General features: G+C 45.2%; 18 protein-coding genes. 10 read left to right on the top strand and 8 right to left on the bottom strand.

The features are described from left to right. Positions 1 to 6 precede the first annotated feature (6 nt). From RIE73_RS12295 to RIE73_RS12275, 5 genes are all read left to right on the top strand, one after another. Positions 7 to 4,152: a two-partner secretion domain-containing protein gene (locus RIE73_RS12295; RefSeq protein ID WP_446401444.1), complete on the top strand. Its 4,146-nt coding sequence runs from the start codon at positions 7 to 9 to the stop codon at positions 4,150 to 4,152. Between the two features lie 39 nt (positions 4,153 to 4,191). Further along, the gene (locus RIE73_RS12290) at positions 4,192 to 5,142 is read left to right on the top strand and encodes an Rpn family recombination-promoting nuclease/putative transposase (RefSeq protein ID WP_446401443.1); all 951 of its coding nucleotides are present in this window, start codon (positions 4,192 to 4,194) and stop codon (positions 5,140 to 5,142) included. Between the two features lie 162 nt (positions 5,143 to 5,304). Next, positions 5,305 to 5,676, top strand: coding sequence for a hypothetical protein (locus RIE73_RS12285; protein ID WP_446401442.1), 372 nt, complete (start codon positions 5,305 to 5,307; stop codon positions 5,674 to 5,676). Positions 5,677 to 5,802: 126 nt separating this feature from the next. Further along, a complete protein-coding gene (locus RIE73_RS12280; RefSeq protein WP_446401441.1) occupies positions 5,803 to 7,080 on the top strand; it encodes a GUN4 domain-containing protein in 1,278 nt (425 codons plus the stop codon). Between the two features lie 313 nt (positions 7,081 to 7,393). Further along, on the top strand, positions 7,394 to 8,035 hold the full coding sequence (locus RIE73_RS12275; protein WP_446401440.1) for a flavin prenyltransferase UbiX: 642 nt from the start codon (positions 7,394 to 7,396) through the stop codon (positions 8,033 to 8,035). Positions 8,036 to 8,351: 316 nt separating this feature from the next. Here the strand turns inward: RIE73_RS12275 and RIE73_RS12270 are convergent, their stop codons facing one another. The 7 genes from RIE73_RS12270 to RIE73_RS12240 form a co-directional block, all read right to left on the bottom strand. After that, positions 8,352 to 10,280, bottom strand: coding sequence for a CHASE2 domain-containing protein (locus RIE73_RS12270; RefSeq protein ID WP_446401439.1), 1,929 nt, complete (start codon positions 10,278 to 10,280; stop codon positions 8,352 to 8,354). Between the two features lie 294 nt (positions 10,281 to 10,574). Beyond that, positions 10,575 to 11,072 (bottom strand): hypothetical protein, encoded by a 498-nt coding sequence (locus RIE73_RS12265; protein WP_446401438.1) that lies wholly within the window; start codon positions 11,070 to 11,072, stop codon positions 10,575 to 10,577. 2 nt (positions 11,073 to 11,074) lie between these two features. Next, a complete protein-coding gene (locus tag RIE73_RS12260; protein WP_446401437.1) occupies positions 11,075 to 12,430 on the bottom strand; it encodes an AAA family ATPase in 1,356 nt (451 codons plus the stop codon). A gap of 126 nt (positions 12,431 to 12,556) precedes the next feature. Then, the gene (locus RIE73_RS12255) at positions 12,557 to 13,909 is read right to left on the bottom strand and encodes a tetratricopeptide repeat protein (RefSeq protein WP_446401436.1); all 1,353 of its coding nucleotides are present in this window, start codon (positions 13,907 to 13,909) and stop codon (positions 12,557 to 12,559) included. A 41-nt stretch (positions 13,910 to 13,950) separates the two neighbouring features. After that, a complete protein-coding gene (locus RIE73_RS12250) occupies positions 13,951 to 14,184 on the bottom strand; it encodes a hypothetical protein (RefSeq protein WP_446401435.1) in 234 nt (77 codons plus the stop codon). A 54-nt stretch (positions 14,185 to 14,238) separates the two neighbouring features. Next, complete coding sequence (locus RIE73_RS12245) at positions 14,239 to 14,490, bottom strand: hypothetical protein (protein ID WP_446401434.1); 252 nt, start codon at positions 14,488 to 14,490, stop codon at positions 14,239 to 14,241. Continuing rightward, positions 14,490 to 14,771, bottom strand: coding sequence for a UPF0175 family protein (locus tag RIE73_RS12240; protein WP_446401433.1), 282 nt, complete (start codon positions 14,769 to 14,771; stop codon positions 14,490 to 14,492). The genes RIE73_RS12245 and RIE73_RS12240 overlap by 1 nt, the downstream gene beginning before the upstream one ends. A gap of 14 nt (positions 14,772 to 14,785) precedes the next feature. Here RIE73_RS12240 and RIE73_RS12235 point away from each other — a divergent pair, with 14 nt between their 5' ends. The 5 genes from RIE73_RS12235 to ilvC all read left to right on the top strand — a co-directional run bounded on the left by RIE73_RS12235 (position 14,786) and on the right by ilvC (position 20,967). Next, complete coding sequence (locus tag RIE73_RS12235) at positions 14,786 to 14,989, top strand: hypothetical protein (protein WP_446401432.1); 204 nt, start codon at positions 14,786 to 14,788, stop codon at positions 14,987 to 14,989. Positions 14,990 to 15,040: 51 nt separating this feature from the next. Continuing rightward, positions 15,041 to 16,684, top strand: coding sequence for a folate/biopterin family MFS transporter (locus RIE73_RS12230; RefSeq protein ID WP_446401431.1), 1,644 nt, complete (start codon positions 15,041 to 15,043; stop codon positions 16,682 to 16,684). A gap of 168 nt (positions 16,685 to 16,852) precedes the next feature. Next, positions 16,853 to 18,334, top strand: coding sequence for a carotenoid oxygenase family protein (locus tag RIE73_RS12225; protein ID WP_446401430.1), 1,482 nt, complete (start codon positions 16,853 to 16,855; stop codon positions 18,332 to 18,334). A gap of 507 nt (positions 18,335 to 18,841) precedes the next feature. Continuing rightward, on the top strand, positions 18,842 to 19,825 hold the full coding sequence (locus tag RIE73_RS12220; RefSeq protein WP_446401429.1) for a glycosyltransferase family 2 protein: 984 nt from the start codon (positions 18,842 to 18,844) through the stop codon (positions 19,823 to 19,825). Positions 19,826 to 19,974: 149 nt separating this feature from the next. Continuing rightward, positions 19,975 to 20,967, top strand: coding sequence for a ketol-acid reductoisomerase (ilvC, locus tag RIE73_RS12215; RefSeq protein ID WP_446401428.1), 993 nt, complete (start codon positions 19,975 to 19,977; stop codon positions 20,965 to 20,967). A gap of 118 nt (positions 20,968 to 21,085) precedes the next feature. Here ilvC and RIE73_RS12210 read toward each other — a convergent pair whose 3' ends face one another. Next, positions 21,086 to 21,298 (bottom strand): hypothetical protein, encoded by a 213-nt coding sequence (locus RIE73_RS12210; protein ID WP_446369261.1) that lies wholly within the window; start codon positions 21,296 to 21,298, stop codon positions 21,086 to 21,088. Between the last annotated feature and the right edge of the window lie 58 nt (positions 21,299 to 21,356).

Genomic DNA, 21,356 nt, shown 5'->3' with positions numbered 1-21,356 from the left:
GAGGTTATGATGACTAAACTCTGGAAATATGGGTTATTGTGCTGGCTCAGTGGCATTATTTCTTTGTCAGGAACGGCGGCTGTGGCTCAGATTCAAGTCGATGATACTCTGGGGGCAGAACGCTCAATCGTGACACCGCTCGATGGGTTGGGTTTGCCCATTGATCTGATTGACCAAGGCGCACAACGAGGGACAAATTTATTCCATAGTTTCTTAGAGTTTAATGTTGATGCTAACCGAGGTGTTTATTTTTCTAGTCCCGATGGGATTGAGAATATTTTGGCGCGAGTAACCGGAATGAAGCCCTCTCAAATTCTGGGTACATTAGGTACGTTTGGGGCGGGAAGTCCTAATCTATTTTTGATTAATCCCAATGGAATTATCTTTGGGCAAAATGCCAAGCTGGATGTGGCAGGTTCCTTTGTGGCGACGACAGCGAATGGCGTGGGGTTAGGAGAAACTGGACGATTTAGCGCCTCGAAACCAGAAACCAGTACGTTACTCAGCATTAATCCCGATGTTTTCTTTTTTAACCAACTCTCACCTGAGGCAGAAATTGTTAACCGTTCAACCGCAACATTTCCAGTGTTGGGATTTTCTTTCAATAATGTCCCCCCAGAACGTGGACTTCAGGTTATCGATGGCAGGAGTTTGTTGTTAGTTGGCGGTAATGTCAGGTTAGAAGCGGGAGGGCGGTTAAATGCGTTAGGAGGGCGTATTGAATTAGGCGGATTAGGGGAACCCGGAACGGTAGGATTAGATGTAAATGGAGATAGTCTGAGGCTGAATTTTGCCCCTGATAGTCAGCTATCCGATGTCACATTAGCCGATGATGGGCGTGCGAGTGTGCGGGGTACAGGTGGCGGAAATATTGTTGTTAATGCCAATAATTTTACAGCGACAGAGGGTGGACGTTTAGTCACTGGGACGGAAGGTGCAGGCGATGGGGGAGATGTTATTGTTAATGCTAATACCTTTAGTCTTTCGGGTCAAAGCTCTACTATCGGAAGTGGTCTATACAATCAAGCTTTGCCGGGTAGCTCTGGCAATCTTGGCGATATCAGAATTAATGCTAAAACGATTAGCTTAATTGGTAATCTGGGCGAAGATTTGGGCGGGGAAACGGGTTTGTACAATGAGAGTTATAGTGACGGAAATGCGGGTAACATTTTTATTAATTCAGACTCTTTGAACGCTTCATTAAATTCGGGTGTTCGTGTGGGAACGTTTGATTCAGGTAATACGGGAGATGTGGTTGTCAATGTCAAGGATATCAATCTCTCCGATTCTAGCTTCATTGAATCAGCGACTGTGTTCAGTCAGGGGAATGCTGGTAACGTGACGATTAACACGGAAAAATTAGTAATCCGAGAGGGTTCAAATGTTGCCTCTGTATCTAGCGATGGAGGTTCGACAGGAACAGTGAGCGTGAATGCTTTAGAGTTGGTAGAATTAAGCGGAATATCTGCTGACGGACTGCCTAGTTCCTTGGTGACTAACAGTACAGGTAATGGAGAAACTGGTGATATAACGATTACGACTAAGCAGTTAGTTCTGCGAGATGGAACATTGGTATCGACTGACACTCTTGGCGCAAGCGATGCTGGTGATATCACGATAACTGCCTCAGAATCTGTCACGTTGAGTGGTACATCAACGGTTAATATTGGAACCCTTTCATTTGAGTTGGGCAGCGGAATAGTAGCTTCGACTGAGGGTTCTGGTGATGCTGGGAATATCACCATTTCAACAGGGACATTAACGGTGCAGGATGGTGGGAGCATCTCAGCGTTAACGGGTGATGGGAGTGGCGATGCCGGAAATTTAACTATTCGTGCAGCCAAAGTAGAAGTGAGTGGAGAATCAGCACCCGGAACATTTGATTCTAGTAGCAGCCGTTTATCTGTTCAGAGTAGCGGAACTGGAAATGCAGGAATTTTGACCCTTGAAACTGAACAGTTAATGATACGGGATGGAGGCAATATTTCTGCTTTAACAGTTGATGGAAGTGGCAATGGGGGTGTTATCAATATCCGTGCTAAAGACATTGAATTAATCGGTACAACAGCAGATGGTGTAGATGCCAGTGGATTATCCGCTGGTGTGGGTGAGGAGGCTACAGGAAATGGTGGCATTATAACCGTTGAAACGGAGCGGTTAACGGTACGAGATAGCGCCCAGATATCCTCCTCTACTTCTGGTAACGGCAATGCAGGTGCTGTGACTATTCAGGCTGAGGATATTGAACTGATTGGTGCGACAGCAAATGGTTCTAGTGGATTTTCAGCGAATGTTGGTGAAAATGCTACAGGTTCTGGGGGAAATGTAGTTGTTGAAACTGGGCGCTTAATCCTTCGGGATGGTGCTAAGATATCCTCCTCTACGGACGGGCAAGGTGATGCGGGTTCTGTAACTGTTCAGGCTGAGAATATTGAACTGATTGGGACGAGAACAGATGGTATATTGCCTAGTGAATTTTCGGTTGGTGTTAGTAAAGATACGACAGGAAATGGCGGAACTGTAACCGTTAAAACTGAGCGGTTAATAGTACGAGATGGCGCCCAAATATCCTCCTCTACGTTAGGTCAAGGTAATGCAGGTGCTGTGACTATTCAGGCTGAGGATATTGAACTGATTGGGACGAGAACAGATGGTATATTGCCTAGTGGATTTTCGGCTAGTGCGGTTGAAAGTACAGGAAATGGCGGAACTGTAACCGTTGAAACGGAACAGTTAATGGTACGAAATGGCGCCCAGATATCCTCTTCTACATTCGGTCAAGGTAATGCAGGTTCTATTACTGTTCGCGCTTCCGATATGGAACTAATTGGCACAAGTGAATCTAAATTTACCCGTGAAAGTGGCTTATCGACTCAGACGTTCGGTGCTGGCAATGGGGGAAATATAACGGTTGAAACAGAACGCCTAATTCTGCGGGATGGGGCAAAAATAGCATCGGGGACTGCTGTTGATCCTTTTGCCGAAGTAACTAATGTTGAAAGTGGTAGAGGAGGAACTATTCTCGTGACTGCTTCAGAATTCGTGGAACTAATTGGCACATCGTCCAACCCATCTCCTACTGCCACCAGTATATCCAGTGCAGTGGGTGTAAACAGTACGGGTACTGGGGGAGATGTCATTGTCAACACTGGGCGGTTGACTATCCGCGATGGGGCAGAACTATCAGCCGCTACCGCAGGTATTGGTGATGCGGGTTCTGTGAATGTTCACGCCACAAATGTGGAACTAATGGGTTCTTCATCTGATACTTTATTCCCCAGTCGCCTGTCGGCTGAAGCCCGTTTCCCAACGACCATTGGCAATGGGGGAAGTGTCACAGTTGAGACTGAGCAATTAACCCTTCGCGATCGCGCTCAAATCAATGTCAGTAATCAAGGCATCGGAAATGCAGGTATTCTCAATATTACCGCGAATACTCTGAATCTGGACAACCAAGGCACACTCACAGCAGAAACAAATGCAGGTGAGGGAGGTGACATTACCCTGCAAGTCCCGGAATTATTAATGATGCGCCGCAATAGCCTGATTTCGGCGGAGGCTCGTGGCGAAGGGAATAGCGGTAATATTGGGATCAATACTCAATTTGTGATTGCTATCCCAGAAGAAAATAGCGATATCATTGCTAGTGCTTTTCGAGGTGGTAATATTGAAATCACTGCTCAAGGTATCTTTGGTACAGAATTCCGAGAACGTCTTACCCCTTTAAGCGATATTACCGCCACGGGGACTGTCACCTTTAATTTGCCTGATGTTGATCCCAATCGCGGCTTATTGCAATTACCCACCGGGTTAGTTGACCCGACGAGACTGATTGACCGTTCCTGTAATGCGGGGGGTGCAGCGTTAGCTAGTAGCTTTATTTTCACAGGGCGCGGCGGTATTCCACCAAGTCCCCTGGATGTTCTGGAGAGTGATGCGATTGTCAGTAATTGGGTGAGTTTAGATGAAGAGATTCCAACCCAAACTTATCCAGAATCGGTAACTCCTAATTCAAGTCAACCTCGGCAAATTATTGAAGCCCAAGGGTGGGTTAAATTAGCAAATGGGCAGATAATTTTGGTAGCGGAATCTCCCACCGTAACACCTCAGGGGAATTGGCAAAACCCAAAGGGCTGTAAAATACCTGAATGAAAATTTCCTGATTAAAAACGTTAAAAATTTGATAAGCCTATGAGATTCATTAGTCCGAAAACTGACTTTGCATTCAAAAAAATATTTGGCTCCAATGAGAGTAAGGATATTCTTATTTCCTTTCTCAATGCCATGATATACTCGGGCAATTCGGTTATCCAAGATTTAGAAATTATCGACCCCTATAGTGCAGGTAGTGTAGTTGATTTAAAAGATAGTTATCTGGATGTTAAGGCAGTCTTGGAAGATCAAACGACTGTGATAATTGAGATGCAAATTTTGAATGTTGATGCGTTTGAGAAACGAATTATTTATAACTTGTGCAAAACCTACACGAATCAACTTAAGGCAGGACAAGGATATTCTTATCTCAATCCGGTTATCGCTTTAACTATCACTGATTTTAAACTGTTCCATTCAACGGATAAAGTCATTAATCGTTGTCACTTTCAGGAAGAATCTGGACAGTTCTCTTATCAAGAGCATGAGTTAAAGCTGGTGTTTGTGGAACTGCCCAAATTTACGAAGAAGCTGGAAAATTTGGAGACGGTGATCGATAAGTGGATTTATTTTATAAAAGAAGCACCAAATTTAGAAGTCATTCCTGACAATATGAGGGAAATACCAACGATAGAGAAAGCCCTAAATATAGCGAACCAAGCGAGTATGAGTGTTGAAGAATTGGAAAGAATACAAAAACAGGAAATGTTCTTGGAAGACAGACGAGGTGAGTTGAGTTTAGCGAAGAGGGAAGCAAGAGAAGAAGGACGCGAAGAAGGACGCGAAGAAGGGCGCGAAGAGGGACGAATAGAAGGTGAAAGAAGCTTGCTCTTGCGACAACTTAATCGCCGTTTTGGAGAACTCCCATCTGAGGCTGTCTCATCAATTGAAGCCTTGAGTTCTCAAGATTTAGAACGTTCAGCAGAAGCCGTGTGGAATGTCAATACCCTTGAGGATTTGCTCAACTGGCTGCAAAATAACTCTAACTAAGCCATAGCGCGGCTAACTGTGGTTACACTGCTGGGTAAACCCCCTGTGATTGAGATCCGGATGGGAGATGAGAGTCAACTGCATAAGTCAGTTACTCATGAGAGATAGAACAGAGTGAAGCTTACAAGCTTACCAGTAAGTAACACGAAAAGGACAAAAGCCATGAACATCCCCCTCAAAATCACCTTCGTGACCCTAGCTACAACAGCCACAGCATCGACATTGTTAGGGTTCTGTCCAGTTAGCCAAGCCGAAACCCGGCAAGTAACCATCTGTCGTCCCGTCCAGAAAGTGCGGGTTGTGCAAGACGCAGCTGCTCACCCAGCTGCTTACCGAGATGGCTACCGGGAGGGTCAACAAAGTGCTAGCAAAGACGAACCTTTTGAACCTCGAACGGCGGGAGGTGAATTTGCTCGTGGGTTTGAGGATGGTTATTACGGTCGTCCCTTTACAGGTCAGCAATACGAAGTACAGGATCGCACGGAAACTTACACCACTCAACAATGCGATACCGTCACCATTGAAGAGGATTAGCCACTCTCTACAACTAGAATCCGCGATCGCTGTTTTTGTCTAGTGCAGCTTGGCGGAAAAATCTATCAATTTACATTTGCACTAGGCTAACACTCATCTTTCTACATCCGATTAAGTGTAACTAAAATGAATTATTTCCCCACCCTAATCAGCATGACAGCCGCTGTAGCCATCATACAGCCTCAAATCGTGGCGGCTTTACCCTTCTCTGAAATCAACCAGATTGCTCAAGAGATTACCGTGCAAATCGAAACTTCTGGACGTATTGGTTCAGGGGTAATCATTAACCAAGACGAGAATACCTACTCCGTTCTCACCACCCAATCCGTCGTCCAAGAGATTAAACCTGATCAGCCCGCTTATATTACCACCTCTGATGGTGAAGTTCATACCCTCGAATTCCGCACCCTACAAAAACTGCCCCAAGTCGATTTAGCCGTAGTCCAATTCACTAGCGATCGCACTTATAAGTTAGCAGCAATCGGAGACTCTGATCGCATCACTCAAGGCAGTGTCGTTTATGTAGGCGGATGGTCTCAACCTGGAGGCGCGATCTCCCAAAGCATCTTTGAGATTACTGATGGTAAGATTTCTAGCCGCTTACCGGAACCATTAGACAATGGTTATGCCTTAATTTATACCAACCTGACTCGGACGAGTATGACCGGTAGTCCACTGTTAAATGAAAAAGGACGCTTGGTGGGAATTCATGGTCGCGTTGAGAGCGATTCCCAGGAAGAACCCAGTGCAACTAAACCAGGTTTTAACTTAGGAATTCCCTTAAAAACCTTTTTAGATCTGGCTCCATCCATTAATTTAAGTCTTAATTTACCCCCCCTATTAACGGATGACCCGCCGCTTGTTTCCCAAACCACGTCAACCAACTATACAACCCTGCGTGACTTATTGGCAGATCAACAGTGGCAACAGGCTGACGACTTGACCTTTGATGTCATGCTAGCTGTTGCCGGGATGAAAGTGACAAACCTAGGTAGGGACAGCCAACTCGATATTGAACAAGTTCCCTGTGAAGATTTAAAAATCATTGATGCACTTTGGCTTAAATACAGCAATGGACAGTTTGGCTTCAGTGTACAGAAAAATATTTGGGAAAGCCTTGAAAGTCATGATCCACCCACCTGGACAACCTATGATCGCTTTGGTGATCAGGTCGGATGGCGATCAAATGGCTCATGGCTCAAAACCAATCAATTTGTCACCTTTGATCTCTCGGCACCACCGGGGCATCTTCCCGCAGCGATAACGGAAATGCAAGGACAATTTCTTTCGCAATATCATTTTTCTCAAGGCTGCGAGGGAGGAGTGTTATGTGGTATTGGTGAGGTGGTCAAACATGGAAAAGGTCTACTGTTTTCTCACGCCGCCGCTTGCAATTTAGAATGAGTCGTATCCCTAACTCACATTAGATATGAATAAGCTGTCCGCCATCTAAGGTCATGTTCGTTGCATACTTAGACAGACATGACATCAACTATCAAATTAAAGGCATGGCAGCTTATTTAGTCCTCTTTGATCTGAGATTTACGAATGGGGATTTCGATATATTTTTTAAGCCTCCAGATAGCAGAGGATAATGCATAGGTAGTTGGATTATTTGAGCTAAAATTTTATAGGATTCCGAAACAATTAGGTAGAGGCGTGCCATGGCAGGTCTCTACACTGGTAAGGACTGACCCCTATCTTCCGTTAAAATCGCGTGTCTTCAACCCATCCCCAAACGTTCCCGTTAATCCTCGGTATTACTGGTGCCTCTGGTTTAATCTATGCAGTACGTGCCGTGAAGTTTCTCTTAGAAGCCGACTATACCATCGACCTCGTGGCATCAAAATCAGCCTATATGGTTTGGCAAGCTGAACAAAATACCCGTATGCCTCCAGAACCCGAACAGCAGGCGCAATTCTGGCGTCAGCAAGCAGATGTACCCACAAAAGGCAAGCTAATTTGTCATCGCTGGGGGGATGTGGGTGCAACTATTGCCAGTGGTTCGTTCCGGACGTTGGGAATGGTGATTATTCCCTGTAGTATGAGTACGGTGGCAAAAATTGCTAACGGTTTGAGTTCAGACTTATTAGAACGGTCAGCCGATGTGCAGTTAAAAGAAGGGCGTCAACTGATCATTGTACCCCGTGAAACACCATTTAGCTTAATTCATCTGCGTAATCTCACCACCCTCGCTGAAGCCGGGGTCAAGATTGTGCCAGCCATTCCCGCCTGGTATCACCATCCTCAAACCATTGAAGATTTAGTGGATTTTGTGGTAGCGCGTACCTTTGACCAACTTAATATTGATTGTGTTCCCCTAACGCGATGGCAAGGCGGTTTTCGGGAAACGCTTTGACCCTTTGCTTGGTTCAGGAAATCGGGTTTGTAGGGGCGGGTTTCAAAATTATTGTTTTTTACTTCACCTAGATGTAACTCAACCCGCACCGATGAAATTAGCCACAGCCCCTTTAGTTCACAAGAGCTTAGGGATGTTTCTTGGTGGAATCCAGACGAGGCAAAAGACGTTATTGGCGGATTCCTGAATACCTCAGACTGGGCTACTCTGCACTCCTACTCTCTAACTTAAGGCTGGTGGGTTGAGCGAAGTCGAAACCCACCCTACAGTATATTAAGGGTTTCGGCGATGTCAAAATGCTTATTTCAGTGCCATTTTACTCTGATACCGTGGTTCGTGCCAAAACGCGATAAACATTCACCGTTTGCTGTTTCCCTTTCAAGGCTAAAGCACCCCAGGATTCAACCTCAAATTCCCCTTGCAGATGATCCAGGGTTTGTTGACCAATGAGAATCCGACAGGGAGTCGGTTGACGCTGTTTCTCACAACTCTCTAGCCGGGAGGCAATATTAACACTATCGCCAATTACGCCATATTCTAAGCGGTCTTTCCCTCCTAAACTGCCCACCACAACCGGACCGGTAAAAATGCCAATCCGCATTTGAATCACCGGTAAACCTCGGTGTTGCCAATCCCAGTTCATCGACTCCAGGCGATCGCTAATCGCTAACGCACAGTCTACCGCCGCTTTGGCATCTTCGGCGACTTCGGTTCTGTGCAGGCGTGACATAGGTACACCAAACGCCACCATCACCCCATCCCCGGTAAACTTATTCACAATCCCCTGACGCTGGAGGACTTCACGAGTCACCACTCCCAGAATTTCATTTAACCATTCCAACAACGCCTCTGGGGTCATCTTTTCCGATATGGTGCTGAAATCTTTAATATCGGCAAAAAACATCGTGGCGGTGAGGCGAATCCCCGGTAACTTGCCAGATTTTAGCAAGCGATCGCGACCTTGCCAAAGGGCTTGAGCGACTTCCGGAGAAGTATTCTGTCCCAACAGTTTCATCACGATGCGCTGCTGTTGATGGGCTTCATAAGACCGATGGGTGACAAAAATCGCCACCGTTAACCCAAATCCGAATGCTGGCGCTGCAAACGGAACCCAGCCACCTTGGGTCAATAGGTAAAAACAAGCACTGGATAACACCCCCAAACTACCCGCGACTCCAATAATTAACGCCAAGGGATGATACGTCACCCGTCCTAATATCCCCCCGATCGCAATCCAGCCAATAATCCACAAGATTTCCTCCAGTTCTGACCAAAACCAGAATAAAGGACGTTCACCCGTCGCCGCATCCAGAAATTGACTGACCATTTGAGCCTGCATTAACACCCCAGGCATTTTCGCATTTTTTTCCAAGGCGGGACTAAAGGGTGTGGCGAATAAGTCTTTGAGACTGGGTGCAGTGGAACCAATAATCACAATTTTGTCCTCCACCCAACTCGGATCAACCGTTCCGGCTAAAACATCGGTTAAGGATACTTGTCGCGCTACCTGATAAGGAGAGCGATAATTAAGTAAGACTTGGAACCCGCCCACATCTCCCTTTTGATATCCTCCTGCATCTTCCGTTAAGGGTGACAACGTAGCCTCACCAAGCTGAGGAATGTCTGGGTTATTGGGACTGGGTTGTAGTTCAATCCCACGGGGTTCTAGATAAGCGAGTGCCAAAAGTAGGGGAAATGAAAACAGTACGCCGCTTTCATTCTCCGCCAAATACAAATTGCGACGAACCACATCATCCGGGTCAAGGGGTATATCATTAAAACCAATACGTTCTGGCGATACGTCTGGCGGCGGTGGTGTTCCGGCGCGGATATCAATATTTTGAATTGCAATTAAATTCGGTTGTTGCAGTTGTTTCACGAACTGCTGATGACCTGGTTCTACAGGAAGATTGCGATACAAATCCAAACCAATAACGGCGGGTTCAGCGGCTTGCAGTCGGCGTAATACCTGGGCTAAAACCTGATCCGAGATGGGCCACCGATTTTGAATTTCTAGGTCTTGTTCTGTAATCGCGACAACCAAGATCCGAGGATCAGGTTCCGTTTCTAGAGGTCGTAAGCGGACAAACTGATCATACGCCGCCAGTTCTAGCGGTTCTAGTCCGCCGAAATGTCGCACGCCCAGAAGGGTAATGATCACAGCAATGGTCGAAACGCCCACGACTCGCAGATGTGCCAAATCGGGTAACGCTGTACTAACCGTTCGAGGGATGCGAAAAATCATAGGCATAAATCTCTAAGCTTCTCGGAAGCCGCTGGACAGCAATGGAGAGATTACTCAAACCCGAAGATGCCTTCACGTTGTCCAACTGACTATGGCAGCATAGCCCTTACCGCATTATGCCACAGTTTGTAGTAGGCACTTTAGTGCCTCAAGCGAGTCAATCGCTTACGACAAACGCTTAAGTAGCATGATATTTATTTTTAGTTAGATAGATATACCTAGAATAGGTTATAGAAAAATTAGGTGTGGTAAATTTTTGGAAGATAGCCAACTCTATACCAGGATAAATTCATTTCAAATTGTATCATTTTCATGCTGTCTAGAACTGTAGGCAAAATTTCCACTATATTTCTTGAGCAATTTTCTCAGCTTTATTACTCCAGGATTAACTTCAATACTCTTAGGACTAGGAACTTTACTCAGTACAACTCTGGCAAATACCTTACCCGTAATTTTAGACTTAAAATGTTCTATTGTCTGAGTTAACTGCTCAACAGCACCAATCAAATCCTTGCCTTTTAACTCAACAAAAAATAGATCTTCTCCAGAACTTATATGACCATCTTCCACTTCATCTTCGTCAGATTGACAAATAATTACCAAATAATCACATTTACGCTGTTCTTGACTCTTAATCACACAATCATCAATTTTAACTTTGCACACTTGTTTGCCCGATGGATTATTAAGAATATATTTTCGCTTATTTTCTTGAGCCGTAATTTTCTTGCCATGAGAGCAAACTGTGCAATCGGGATACTTTTTCTGAAACTCCTTGCAACTGCATATCATGCTTAATCGTCAAGTTCAAATAATTGATTAAATGTATCGATGATTATATCAGAAGCCTTATCGATTTCGGCTGACTCAATCAGTCCCATCTCTGAATCAATAATAGAACGAGCCGCGCCTTCTTCCAGAATGTAAGCATCTAATCGATGTGGATCAAGCCACAAATGACGATCAACGACTTGCTCAACTTTTTCTGATTTGTCTGCTCCTAAGTTATAGGCATAGAGAAGATTATTAAAAGATGAGAGAATATAGGGACTGTGAGTCGTTAATATCACTTGATTTTCGTTTTGATTGGCAAGCAGCGCAATTAAATCAATGATTTGCTTTTGCGCGACTGGGAAAAGATGAGCTTCCGGTTCTTCAACCACTAGAAAAACTTGGCGTTGCTCAATAATTAAAAGCAAAATTAGCAAGACAATCCAGACAACTTCCTGTTGTCCCGATGAAGCAAAATTAATTAACGTGCTTTTATCATTGCCAAAATCAATCCACTCTGTACCTTTTTGATATCGGTACGAACCTTTCAAAATCGAGTTCACTAGGTTTTGAGCGAGTCGAATTACTTGCTCAGTGTCAGGCTTTCTAGATTGAGAAACTTTGTTTTTAATGAAAGAATCTAGAGAAATTTGATTAAACAAGGATTTAGCATTGTCAATTCGGTTGATAAAATTCTGCATCAGATAGTCTAGTTTTATTAAGCTATCTGCTTCTGAATCTAGCTCGCTGGAGGTAAATTCATCTCCCATATCAATGTTGTAACGCTGCTGAGATAAGGTGGTAATCAAACTACGACCAGCGGGCAAGAATAGTAGATCTCGTTCATCATTAAAGAGCCGATTAACTTCATCTGTGATCGTTTCAAATAAAGCAGCTTCTTGAGCCTTAATTGCACTGATTTTTCTGGAAGAAGAAAATTCTAGGGATTTCTGCTGTAACTCATCATGTAACTGACGTAATCGAGTGATTAGCTCACGGAACTTTTGCTTAAACTGATCATCAAAAATGATATCTGTGAACCTCTGATCTGGAGAATTACGAATAATAACTTCTATGCCATTTCCATAGTTATACGTTAGCTCCATCTCCGGAAATTGCAATACAGAGCCATAAATTTTGATAAATTTCTGCTTTGACAGTTTGGCAAAATTGGTTATCTGTTCCTCAAATTGATGCTGAATATAACATTGGTATAAATAACTTGTTAAATCATCTCTTAAAGACTTAAAAAAGAAAATAGCTTTACTAACAGTGCTTTTGCCACTTGCTTGCGAACCAATAAAAATAAGTAAATCTTTCAGGTCGATCTGTACATCTGCAATAGGACTAAATCGATGAATCGTTAACTGTTGAGGCATAAGGCGCTCAGAAACGCTACTTCTAAAGTATATAAAATAAAATTGGGCGTGGCAAATGTGCGAACGTATAGACTAAAATAGTCTGAACCTTTATCGATGAAAAAGGATTTCGTATAGACATTGAAATTAGCGATCGCGCTCTAAATCATCGATCACTTTTTGCAAGTACCAATTCTCTGGCATTCCTGGATATTTTTTCTTAGCTAACTCAATCAAACGCACCGCCACATCCCAGTATCCCCCCACCATTCGCAGGAGTTGTTCCTGTAAGTTTCGATCCACCCGCGCATTGAATCGAATTTGCCGTTCTTGATTGATAAAGATGTCTTTTCGATTCAATTCAGCCGAGCGTTTTTTCCTCTCAGCTTCAGCCTTGGCGATTTGTTGCTTCTGCTGATTTAATGCCTGATGATACTTCTGCCAATCCTGTTTCTCAAAATACAGATTCGCCGCTTGTTGATAATCATCCGCCGCGCCTTGGTAATCTTGAAAATCAGCACGCGCCGCCGCCCGGTGATAATAAATTTGCGGATCATTCGGCTGAATCGTTAACCCTCGCGAATAGTCCTCAATCCCTTGGCGATAGTTGCCCAGTTTTGAGTAAGCTTGACCTCGACAAACATAATATTGGGAATTGTCGGGTTGTAACTCAAGTAACTGGGTAAAATCCGCGATCGCGCCCCGATAGTCCCCCAGTTCAATGCGAACCCGTCCCCGATAGTGACGCACTTGGATATCATTGGGATCAAGCTGCATGGCTCGACCTAAATCTTCCATCGCCCCTCTTAAATTCCCCAATTTGCTGCGAATAATTCCCCGATAACAATAGGCTCTCGCATCATTGGGCGCAACGTGCAACAGCCACTGGCAATCCTCTAAGGCTTCCCGATGCTTTCCCCGTTGTAGCTTGTTGATAACTTGAGTCAAATACTTTTGCGTCTCCGCCGCACTCGCCGCCTGGATTTGTGCTGCCTGAATTTGCTTGATACTCTCTAGGCAACTCTGGCAATTGTCTTTATCCTTCTGATCCAGATACAGTTTAGCCGCTTGTTTAAAGGATGCGATCGCCTCTTTGGTTTTCCCTAAGCGACGGTAGGCTGTCCCTTGCAGTTTATACGCCGCCCCCTGATTCTCATCGATTTGGAGAACCTGTTGAGCATCCTCCAGGGAAGCTTGAGCCTCCCCCTGCGCCAATTGAGCCAAACTGCGCCCCAAATAACTATCCAGATGTTCAGGATTCACCTGTAGCGCCTGGGAATAATCCGCGATCGCACTTTGACAATCCCCTAAATCAAAACGAGCCAATCCCCGCCTGTAGTAAGCATCGGCAAATTCTGGATTAATCCGCAACGCTTGCTCAAACTCCTGAATCGCTCCCTCTAAATCGCCTTGTTGCGCCTTCTGTCGCCCGCGCTCGTAAAATTCATGCTCCATTGCCCACGTCCAACTCGTTTGTGCGATCGCCAGTTGTCTTGTCAATCATAATAACCTCATTAGCGATCGCGTTTCCATTTGAGTCGTTAATACAGCAACGGAGTAATAAGGCAATAGGCAATAGGCAATAGGCAATAGGGAACATCCCATTTTGGAAACACCATTCCCAAAACACCGAGCAATCCAATCACATTTAAACCCCGCTGCCAAGCCATCTGCCGTGCATCCCGCTCATCTAAAATAATCAAATTAGCCCCAATTTTTTCGGCGAGAGTAATCGCTTCTTGCTCGCCTAAGTCGAATGGCACTGAAATAAGCATTAGGGAATCACCGAAACCTTTGATGTACCGTAGGGTGGGCATTGCCCACCAACCTTAAGTCAGTGGCATTCCGCCTAAGTCTAATTCAATTAGCCCAACATCGGGTTGATGATCAATTCGTTGAACATCCAGCCAAGCCGGAGGTTGAACTATCCAGCTTTGAACGGGTTCAGGTGCTTGGGGTGCAGATAACTCATGAAGTACAGCATGAGGAATGATCACCTGATTATAGAGTTGAGGCAACAAATCAATTAAGTCAATCAACACCAGATAGCATAACGGTGAAGTATCTGATACAACTGCCATTAACTTTCTGGTGTCTCCTGAGTCATTAGTTTTTCCATCGTTAACAAATCCTGCTCAAAATCAGCTTCATCATAATGTAAATAGGCTCCTGCTTGCTTGAGAAAACTATCCACTTCATAACGCGAAGAGAGGTTGAGCATTCTGCCCACTTGCGCCGAAGTAATCACTCCCTGACGGTAAGCTTCAATAGCTAAACACTCCACGACTTTTCCAGGGACATTATTCCACTTCTCCTGGATTGTGTTGACAATTTCATCAGGTAAATGGATGGTAATTTGCACAGAACATCCTCCAGTTGCTCAGGTTGGGCTTAGGCGACAACGTGGAATCCTCGACTCGACAAGCCGTCAGTAGTGAGGACTTTAGTCCTCTCATGGCGAAGACAGCACCTATGACAAACTCAGTCAGTAGTGAGGACTTTAGTCCTCTCATCAATAATGGCGCTAAAGCGCCTACTACAAACAAACTCGGAGCGATCGCCGATAGACAGAGGAGGTAAACCCGATTCGGCGTGTAAGATATAAAAAGAGATAAATCTTAAAAAAAGTTCATGATTGTGTCCGCCTCTGGCTTTGATCGCTTTAAACAAGCCGTTAAAGATAAAGTCTTTTTTGGCAATGAACCCACACCGGAGTTGATTGCCATCCTCATCGTCTATTTTGTCCAGGGTATCCTGGGGCTAGCCCGTTTAGCGATTAGCTTCTTCCTCAAAGACGAACTGGGTTTGAGTCCCGCCCAAGTCTCGGCGCTAATCGGGATTGCTGCCTTACCTTGGGTGATTAAACCTCTATTTGGCTTTTTATCTGACGGACTCCCCTTATTTGGCTATCGCCGCCGCCCTTATCTGGTTCTCTCAGGCTTGATGGGAACAGTCGCCTGGTTAAGTTTGGCAACGGTAGTCCATACAGCTTGGGCGGCAACCCTTGCCATTCTCCTGAGTTCCCTCTCCGTGGCGATTAGTGATGTCATCGTAGACTCACTGGTGGTGGAACGGGCAAGACGGGAATCCCTCAGCAACTCCGGTTCCCTGCAATCCCTGACGTGGGGAACCTCTGCTATAGGGGGAGTAATTACGGCGTATCTGAGTGGTTGGCTGCTGGAGGCGTTCAACACCCAAACCGTTTTTGGCATTACCGCCACCTTTCCCCTACTTGTCTCTGGTGTGGCGTGGTTAATTGCCGAAGAATCCGTTAGTTCGGGGATAAACACCGCCACTGTCACCAACCAGATTAAGCAATTGCGTCATGCGGTGACTCAAAAAGCCATCTGGTTACCCACCGCATTTATCTTTCTCTGGCAAGCCACACCCACCGCCGATTCAGCCTTTTTCTTCTTCTCCACCAATGAACTCGGATTTGAACCAGAATTTTTAGGGCGAGTGCGTTTAGTCACCAGTTTGGCGTCTCTGGTGGGGGTTTGGGTATTTCAACGCTTTTTAAAGGGTATCCCTTTCCGCACGATTATGGGATGGACAACTGTCCTGTCGGCTGTGTTGGGGATGACGACTCTAATCTTAGTCACCCATGCGAATCGGGCATTAGGGATTGATGATCATTGGTTTAGTTTAGGCGACAGTCTGATTCTGACGGTGATTGGACAGATTACGTTTATGCCTGTACTTGTGCTTTCAGCCAGACTCTGCCCGTCGGGAGTGGAAGCGACTTTATTTGCCCTGCTGATGTCGATATGGAATTTATCGGGATTGCTATCTCACGAATTTGGGGCGTTATTAACCCATTGGCTAGGGGTGACAGAACATAACTTTGATCGCCTGTGGTTATTACTGACAATTACCAACCTCTCTAGCTTATTACCCCTGCCTTTCTTAGGCTGGTTACCAGCTTCTGATCCGCAAACTGAAATTAAAGGCGAAACAGAGTCTAAATCATTACCGCCAGCAGAAATATTTGAACATCATACGTCGGGTTCTTTCTCCGAACAGCCATTTCTACCTGATGTTGTACCAGAGTTTATCCGGGTTGGTAGTGAGGACTTTAGTCCTCTTGTCAATGGCGCTAAAGCGCCTACTACAAACCGAGTTGGTAGTGATGACTTTAGTCCTCTTGTCAATGGCGCTAAAGCGCCTACTACAAACCGAGTTGGTAGTGATGACTTTAGTCCTCTTGTCAATAGCGCTAAAGCGCCTACTACAAACCGAGTTGGTAGTGATGACTTTAGTCCTCTAGATCAATAGCGCTAAAGCGCCTACTACAAACCGGGTTGGTAGTGATGACTTTAGTCCTCTTATCAATGGCGCTAAAGCGCCTACTACAAACCGGGTTGGTAGTGATGACTTTAGTCCTCTTATCAATGGCGCTAAAGCGCCTACTACAAACAGGATTAAATAACGAGGAAATAAACGATGATTGCAACAGAACAAGTTTTAAAATCAAAGTCTTCACTGTCTTTTGACCGCGAAGGATGGAAACGGGGGTATCAATCCCAGCCTAATGAATATGATTACTGGATTGAGGACATTGAAGGCGAAATTCCGCCAGCGCTGAATGGCACGTTGTTTCGCAATGGTCCAGGTTTACTCGATATCCATGGTCAGCCCCTGCATCACCCCTTTGATGGGGATGGTATGATTTGTGCGATCGCCTTTGATCAAGGTCGTGCTTATTTCCGCAATCGCTTTGTCCGGACTGAAGGCTTCCTCAAAGAACAAGACGCCGGAAAAATGCTGTATCGCGGCGTTTTTGGTACGCAGAAGCCCGGAGGCTGGCTGGCGAATGCGTTTGATATTGAAATCAAAAATATTGCCAACACGAATGTGATTTATTGGGGGGGTAAACTATTAGCCCTTTGGGAAGCAGCGGAACCCTATCGGTTAGATCCCAAAACCTTAGAAACCATTGGCAAAGACACTTTAGATGGTATTTTGGCAGAAGGCGAAGCGTTTGGCGCTCATCCTTGGATTGACCCAAGCTGCAATCAAGATGGGGGTGCGCCTTGCTTGGTGAATTTTGCGATTAAACCGGGTTTTTCTACCAAAATCACGATTTATGAATTAGATGAAGCTGGGAAATTGAAACGGCGTAAAAGTCACACGGTTCCGGGTTTTGCTTTTATTCATGACTTTGCGATTACGTCGAATTACTGCATCTTTTTCCAAAATCCTGTCACATACAATCCCTTTCCCTTCCTGTTGGGATTAAAAGGGGCGGGTCAATGTGTAGACTTTAAACCCAATGCACCGACTCGGATTTTAGTGATTCCGCGTCATGGCAATAAACCGATGCAAGTGCTGGAATCTGACGCTGGGTTTATTTTTCACCATGCCAATGCCTTTGAACAAGGGGATCAGATTTGTGTGGATTCTATCTGCTATGAGTCGTTAACTCAAGTGGAACCGGAGATAGATTATCGGGAAGTAGATTTTGATGCGATCGCGCCGGGACAACTGTTTCGGTTTACACTGAATTTAGCGGATGCTACGGTACAACGACAGCGACTATTCGCACGTTCCTGTGAGTTTCCCTGTGTTCATCCCGATCACGTTGGACGCCCTTACCGTTATGTATACATGGGAGTGACTCATAATCCCACAGGAAATGCTCCACTTCAAGCCATTGCTAAGTTTGATGTTACCACAGGTGAGAAACAGATTTGGAGTGCAGCCCCCCAAGGCTTTGTCAGCGAACCGATTTTTGTTCCCCATCCTGAGGCGAAGCGAGAAGATCTGGGTTGGGTGTTGACGTTGGTGTATGATTCGAGTCATCATCGCTCTGATGTGGTGATTTTGGATAGTCGAGATTTGAGCCAAGGTGCGATCGCCCGACTGCATCTTAAGCATCATATTCCTTACGGATTGCACGGAAGCTGGACTTCGACAGTCTTTTAATCTCATTTATCTGTCATTTGTCATTTGATCGGGGCGGGTTTTGCAGCCAAGCTAGGGATAACAATCAATATTAGTCCCTAAACCCGCCCCTACACACAGACGTTTCTGTCATCACCCTGGAACAAGACTTCCTCATCTTCCCCATCTTCCCCATCTTCCCCATCTTCCCCATCTTCCCCATCTTCCTCATCTTCCTCATCTTCCCCATCTTCCCCTGCTTCATCGTATCTACAAAGCTGCTCAAATATTTCCGCCGCGCTGCACTAGGGTTCAATCGCGTAAAATTATGAATATCCATAGCTAATCTTATTGTCCAAATCTTAACCACACCCAAAACAGGTTAAAACAAAATCTGGACGATACCGATTCTTAGATCAGTCGATGTGCATTGAAATTGGATATTTCTGTTCCCTATTCCCCGTTCCCTGTTCCCGTTGAGGAATTTAGACATCCTGATCTAAATGCTGGACAGCTAATCGAGGCAAAATAATTTTGGTGGAGAAGGGTATGAAATTTAGCATCGTCATCACGACTCATAATCGCCTCACCTTGCTCAAGCGGGCAATTGACAGTGCTTTAACTCAAACGATACCGTGCGAAGTAATTGTGGTGGATGATGGATCGTCTGATGGTACGGATATGTATGTCCAGGGGCGAAGGAAAGAACTCTTGGACATGGGTGACACCCGTTTAATTTATCACCGAAATTCGACGAATCTGGGTCACTCAGGAACAGTCAATCAGGGTGTAGCATTGGCGACAGGAGAATGGGTAAAACTGGTGGATGATGACGACTACCTTGCCCCGAATTGTATTGAAGAAATGACTAAGGCGATCGCCGAACGCCCAGAGGCTGTCATTTGCTCCTGTCGAGCCATTCAGGTTAATGAGAATGAGAAAGAAATTAGCAGAAGTCGGCACGTTGGCAAGGGAACACTTGTATATATTCCTCAAGCCGAGATTCATTACGCCATGCTGTTGGAACTCTTGCCATTTGGCACGCCTGTACAAGTAGCCTTTTCCCGTTCAGCTTTCCTTAAGTCAGGAGGATGGGATACCCGATTCGATACGAATTATGATGATATTGATTCCTGGATTAAAATTGCCCAGTTTGGCGATGCTGTTTTGATCAATAAATGTCTGGCTTACCGGACTATTTGGCAAGGTTCATTTAATAGCCAATTTACGTTTGACAAACGCCTGGAAATTAATCTAATTATTAAAGAAAAGATTTATGCGTGTATCAGCCCAAAATATCGTCATAGTTTACCAGAACTATCAGAGATTAAGTCGTCGCTAAAAATTCATTGGGGATTTGCTGCGCTCAAAAAACGAAAATTTATCAGCGCAATACGAATTTGGTTAAAAACGGATTTGTCTATAGCGGCTGCCCGGTTATTTTTAAAACGAATCATTGCCAGAAAATGTTTAGATGAATTATTACAAGAGTCTCAGGCAACGCCCATTTTATTAGTGCGTGAACATAACTGAGTTATTTAAACCTAAAGGTAACTCCAGGAAGCAAGTGCGACCGTATCTGCCCTAACCCAGACAAAATCCATAACAATGGGCAAGGGTTTTGATGTAAAATCAATAGTCCGCAGTCAAACGAAAATGCTTGTAACAAGGGAGATACTTCTATGACCCGGATGTATTACGATGCAGATGCTAACTTAGACCTACTCACTGATAAAACAATTGCAATTATCGGCTATGGGTCTCAAGGTCACGCCCACGCCCTGAATCTCAAAGAGAGTGGCATTAAGGTGATTGTGGGTCTGTATCCGGGCAGTAAGTCGGTGGCGAAAGCGGAGTCAGCCGGATTAACGGTTCATTCGGTTGCTGACGCGGCGAAAGCGGCCGATGTGATTATGATTTTGCTACCGGATGAGGTGCAGAAAACGGTATACACCGAAGAAATTGCCCCGCATCTGAAAGAAGGGAATGTGCTTGCCTTTGCCCATGGGTTTAATATTCACTTTGGTCAAGTTGTTCCCCCACCGGATGTAGATGTAATCATGGTGGCACCCAAAGGACCGGGGCATTTAGTGCGACGGACTTACGAACAGGGAGAAGGTGTCCCTTGCCTATTTGCCGTGTATCAGGATGCCACCGGTCAAGCTCGCGATCGCGCTATGGCGTATGCTAAAGGAATTGGTGGGACTCGTGCGGGTATTTTAGAAACCAGCTTCCGGGAAGAAACGGAAACGGATTTATTTGGTGAACAAGCCGTATTATGTGGGGGGTTGAGTGCCTTAATTAAAGCGGGATTTGAAACCTTAGTGGCGGCGGGTTATCAGCCAGAGTTGGCGTATTTTGAATGTCTCCACGAAGTTAAATTAATTGTGGATTTGATTGTGGAAGGCGGACTTGCCAATATGCGTGACAGTATTTCTAATACGGCTGAATATGGTGATTATACCCGTGGACCTCGCATCGTTAATGACCAAACCCGCGCCGAGATGCGGAAAATCCTACAAGAAATTCAATCGGGTCAATTTGCCCGTGAGTTTGTGTTAGAAAATCAGTCAGGTAAACCCGGATTTACCGCCATGCGGCGTCAGGAAGCGGAACATCCGGTAGAGGAAGTGGGTAAAGATTTACGGGCAATGTTTAGCTGGTTGAAGAAGTAGTTATTCGTCATTTGTCATTTGTCCTTTGTTAATTTTTGGCAAGACAATTGGCAAATGACATCAGCCTTTGTGCCCCAGTTCCCCCTTTCCCTCCGCACCTTGGCTCCTCTGCTTTTAATCACCTCTGTTCTAATTGCTCAACTTCCTTTTCCGTGCGTTCATTCGGGTTTGTGGGATTCCAGTCAGGAAATAACCCGACTAAGAATTGATTGATGCTGGTGCGGGTATTGCGACTCGCATCATCTAGTGGTGCAGGTAGGACGCGATCGCCTAGCGTGATAAACAGCAATGCTAATATCAACAGGGGTCCTAGAAGATTTTTGAAACGCATAGCTTTACTCCCAGTCGCATTAATGAATTGTGCATACTGCTAGTTTTCCCCTAGGTCA

Source organism: Coleofasciculus sp. C1-SOL-03 (assembly GCF_040220555.1).
GTDB lineage: Bacteria > Cyanobacteriota > Cyanobacteriia > Cyanobacteriales > Coleofasciculaceae > Coleofasciculus.
This window is presented reverse-complemented; position numbering and strand designations above follow the sequence as displayed.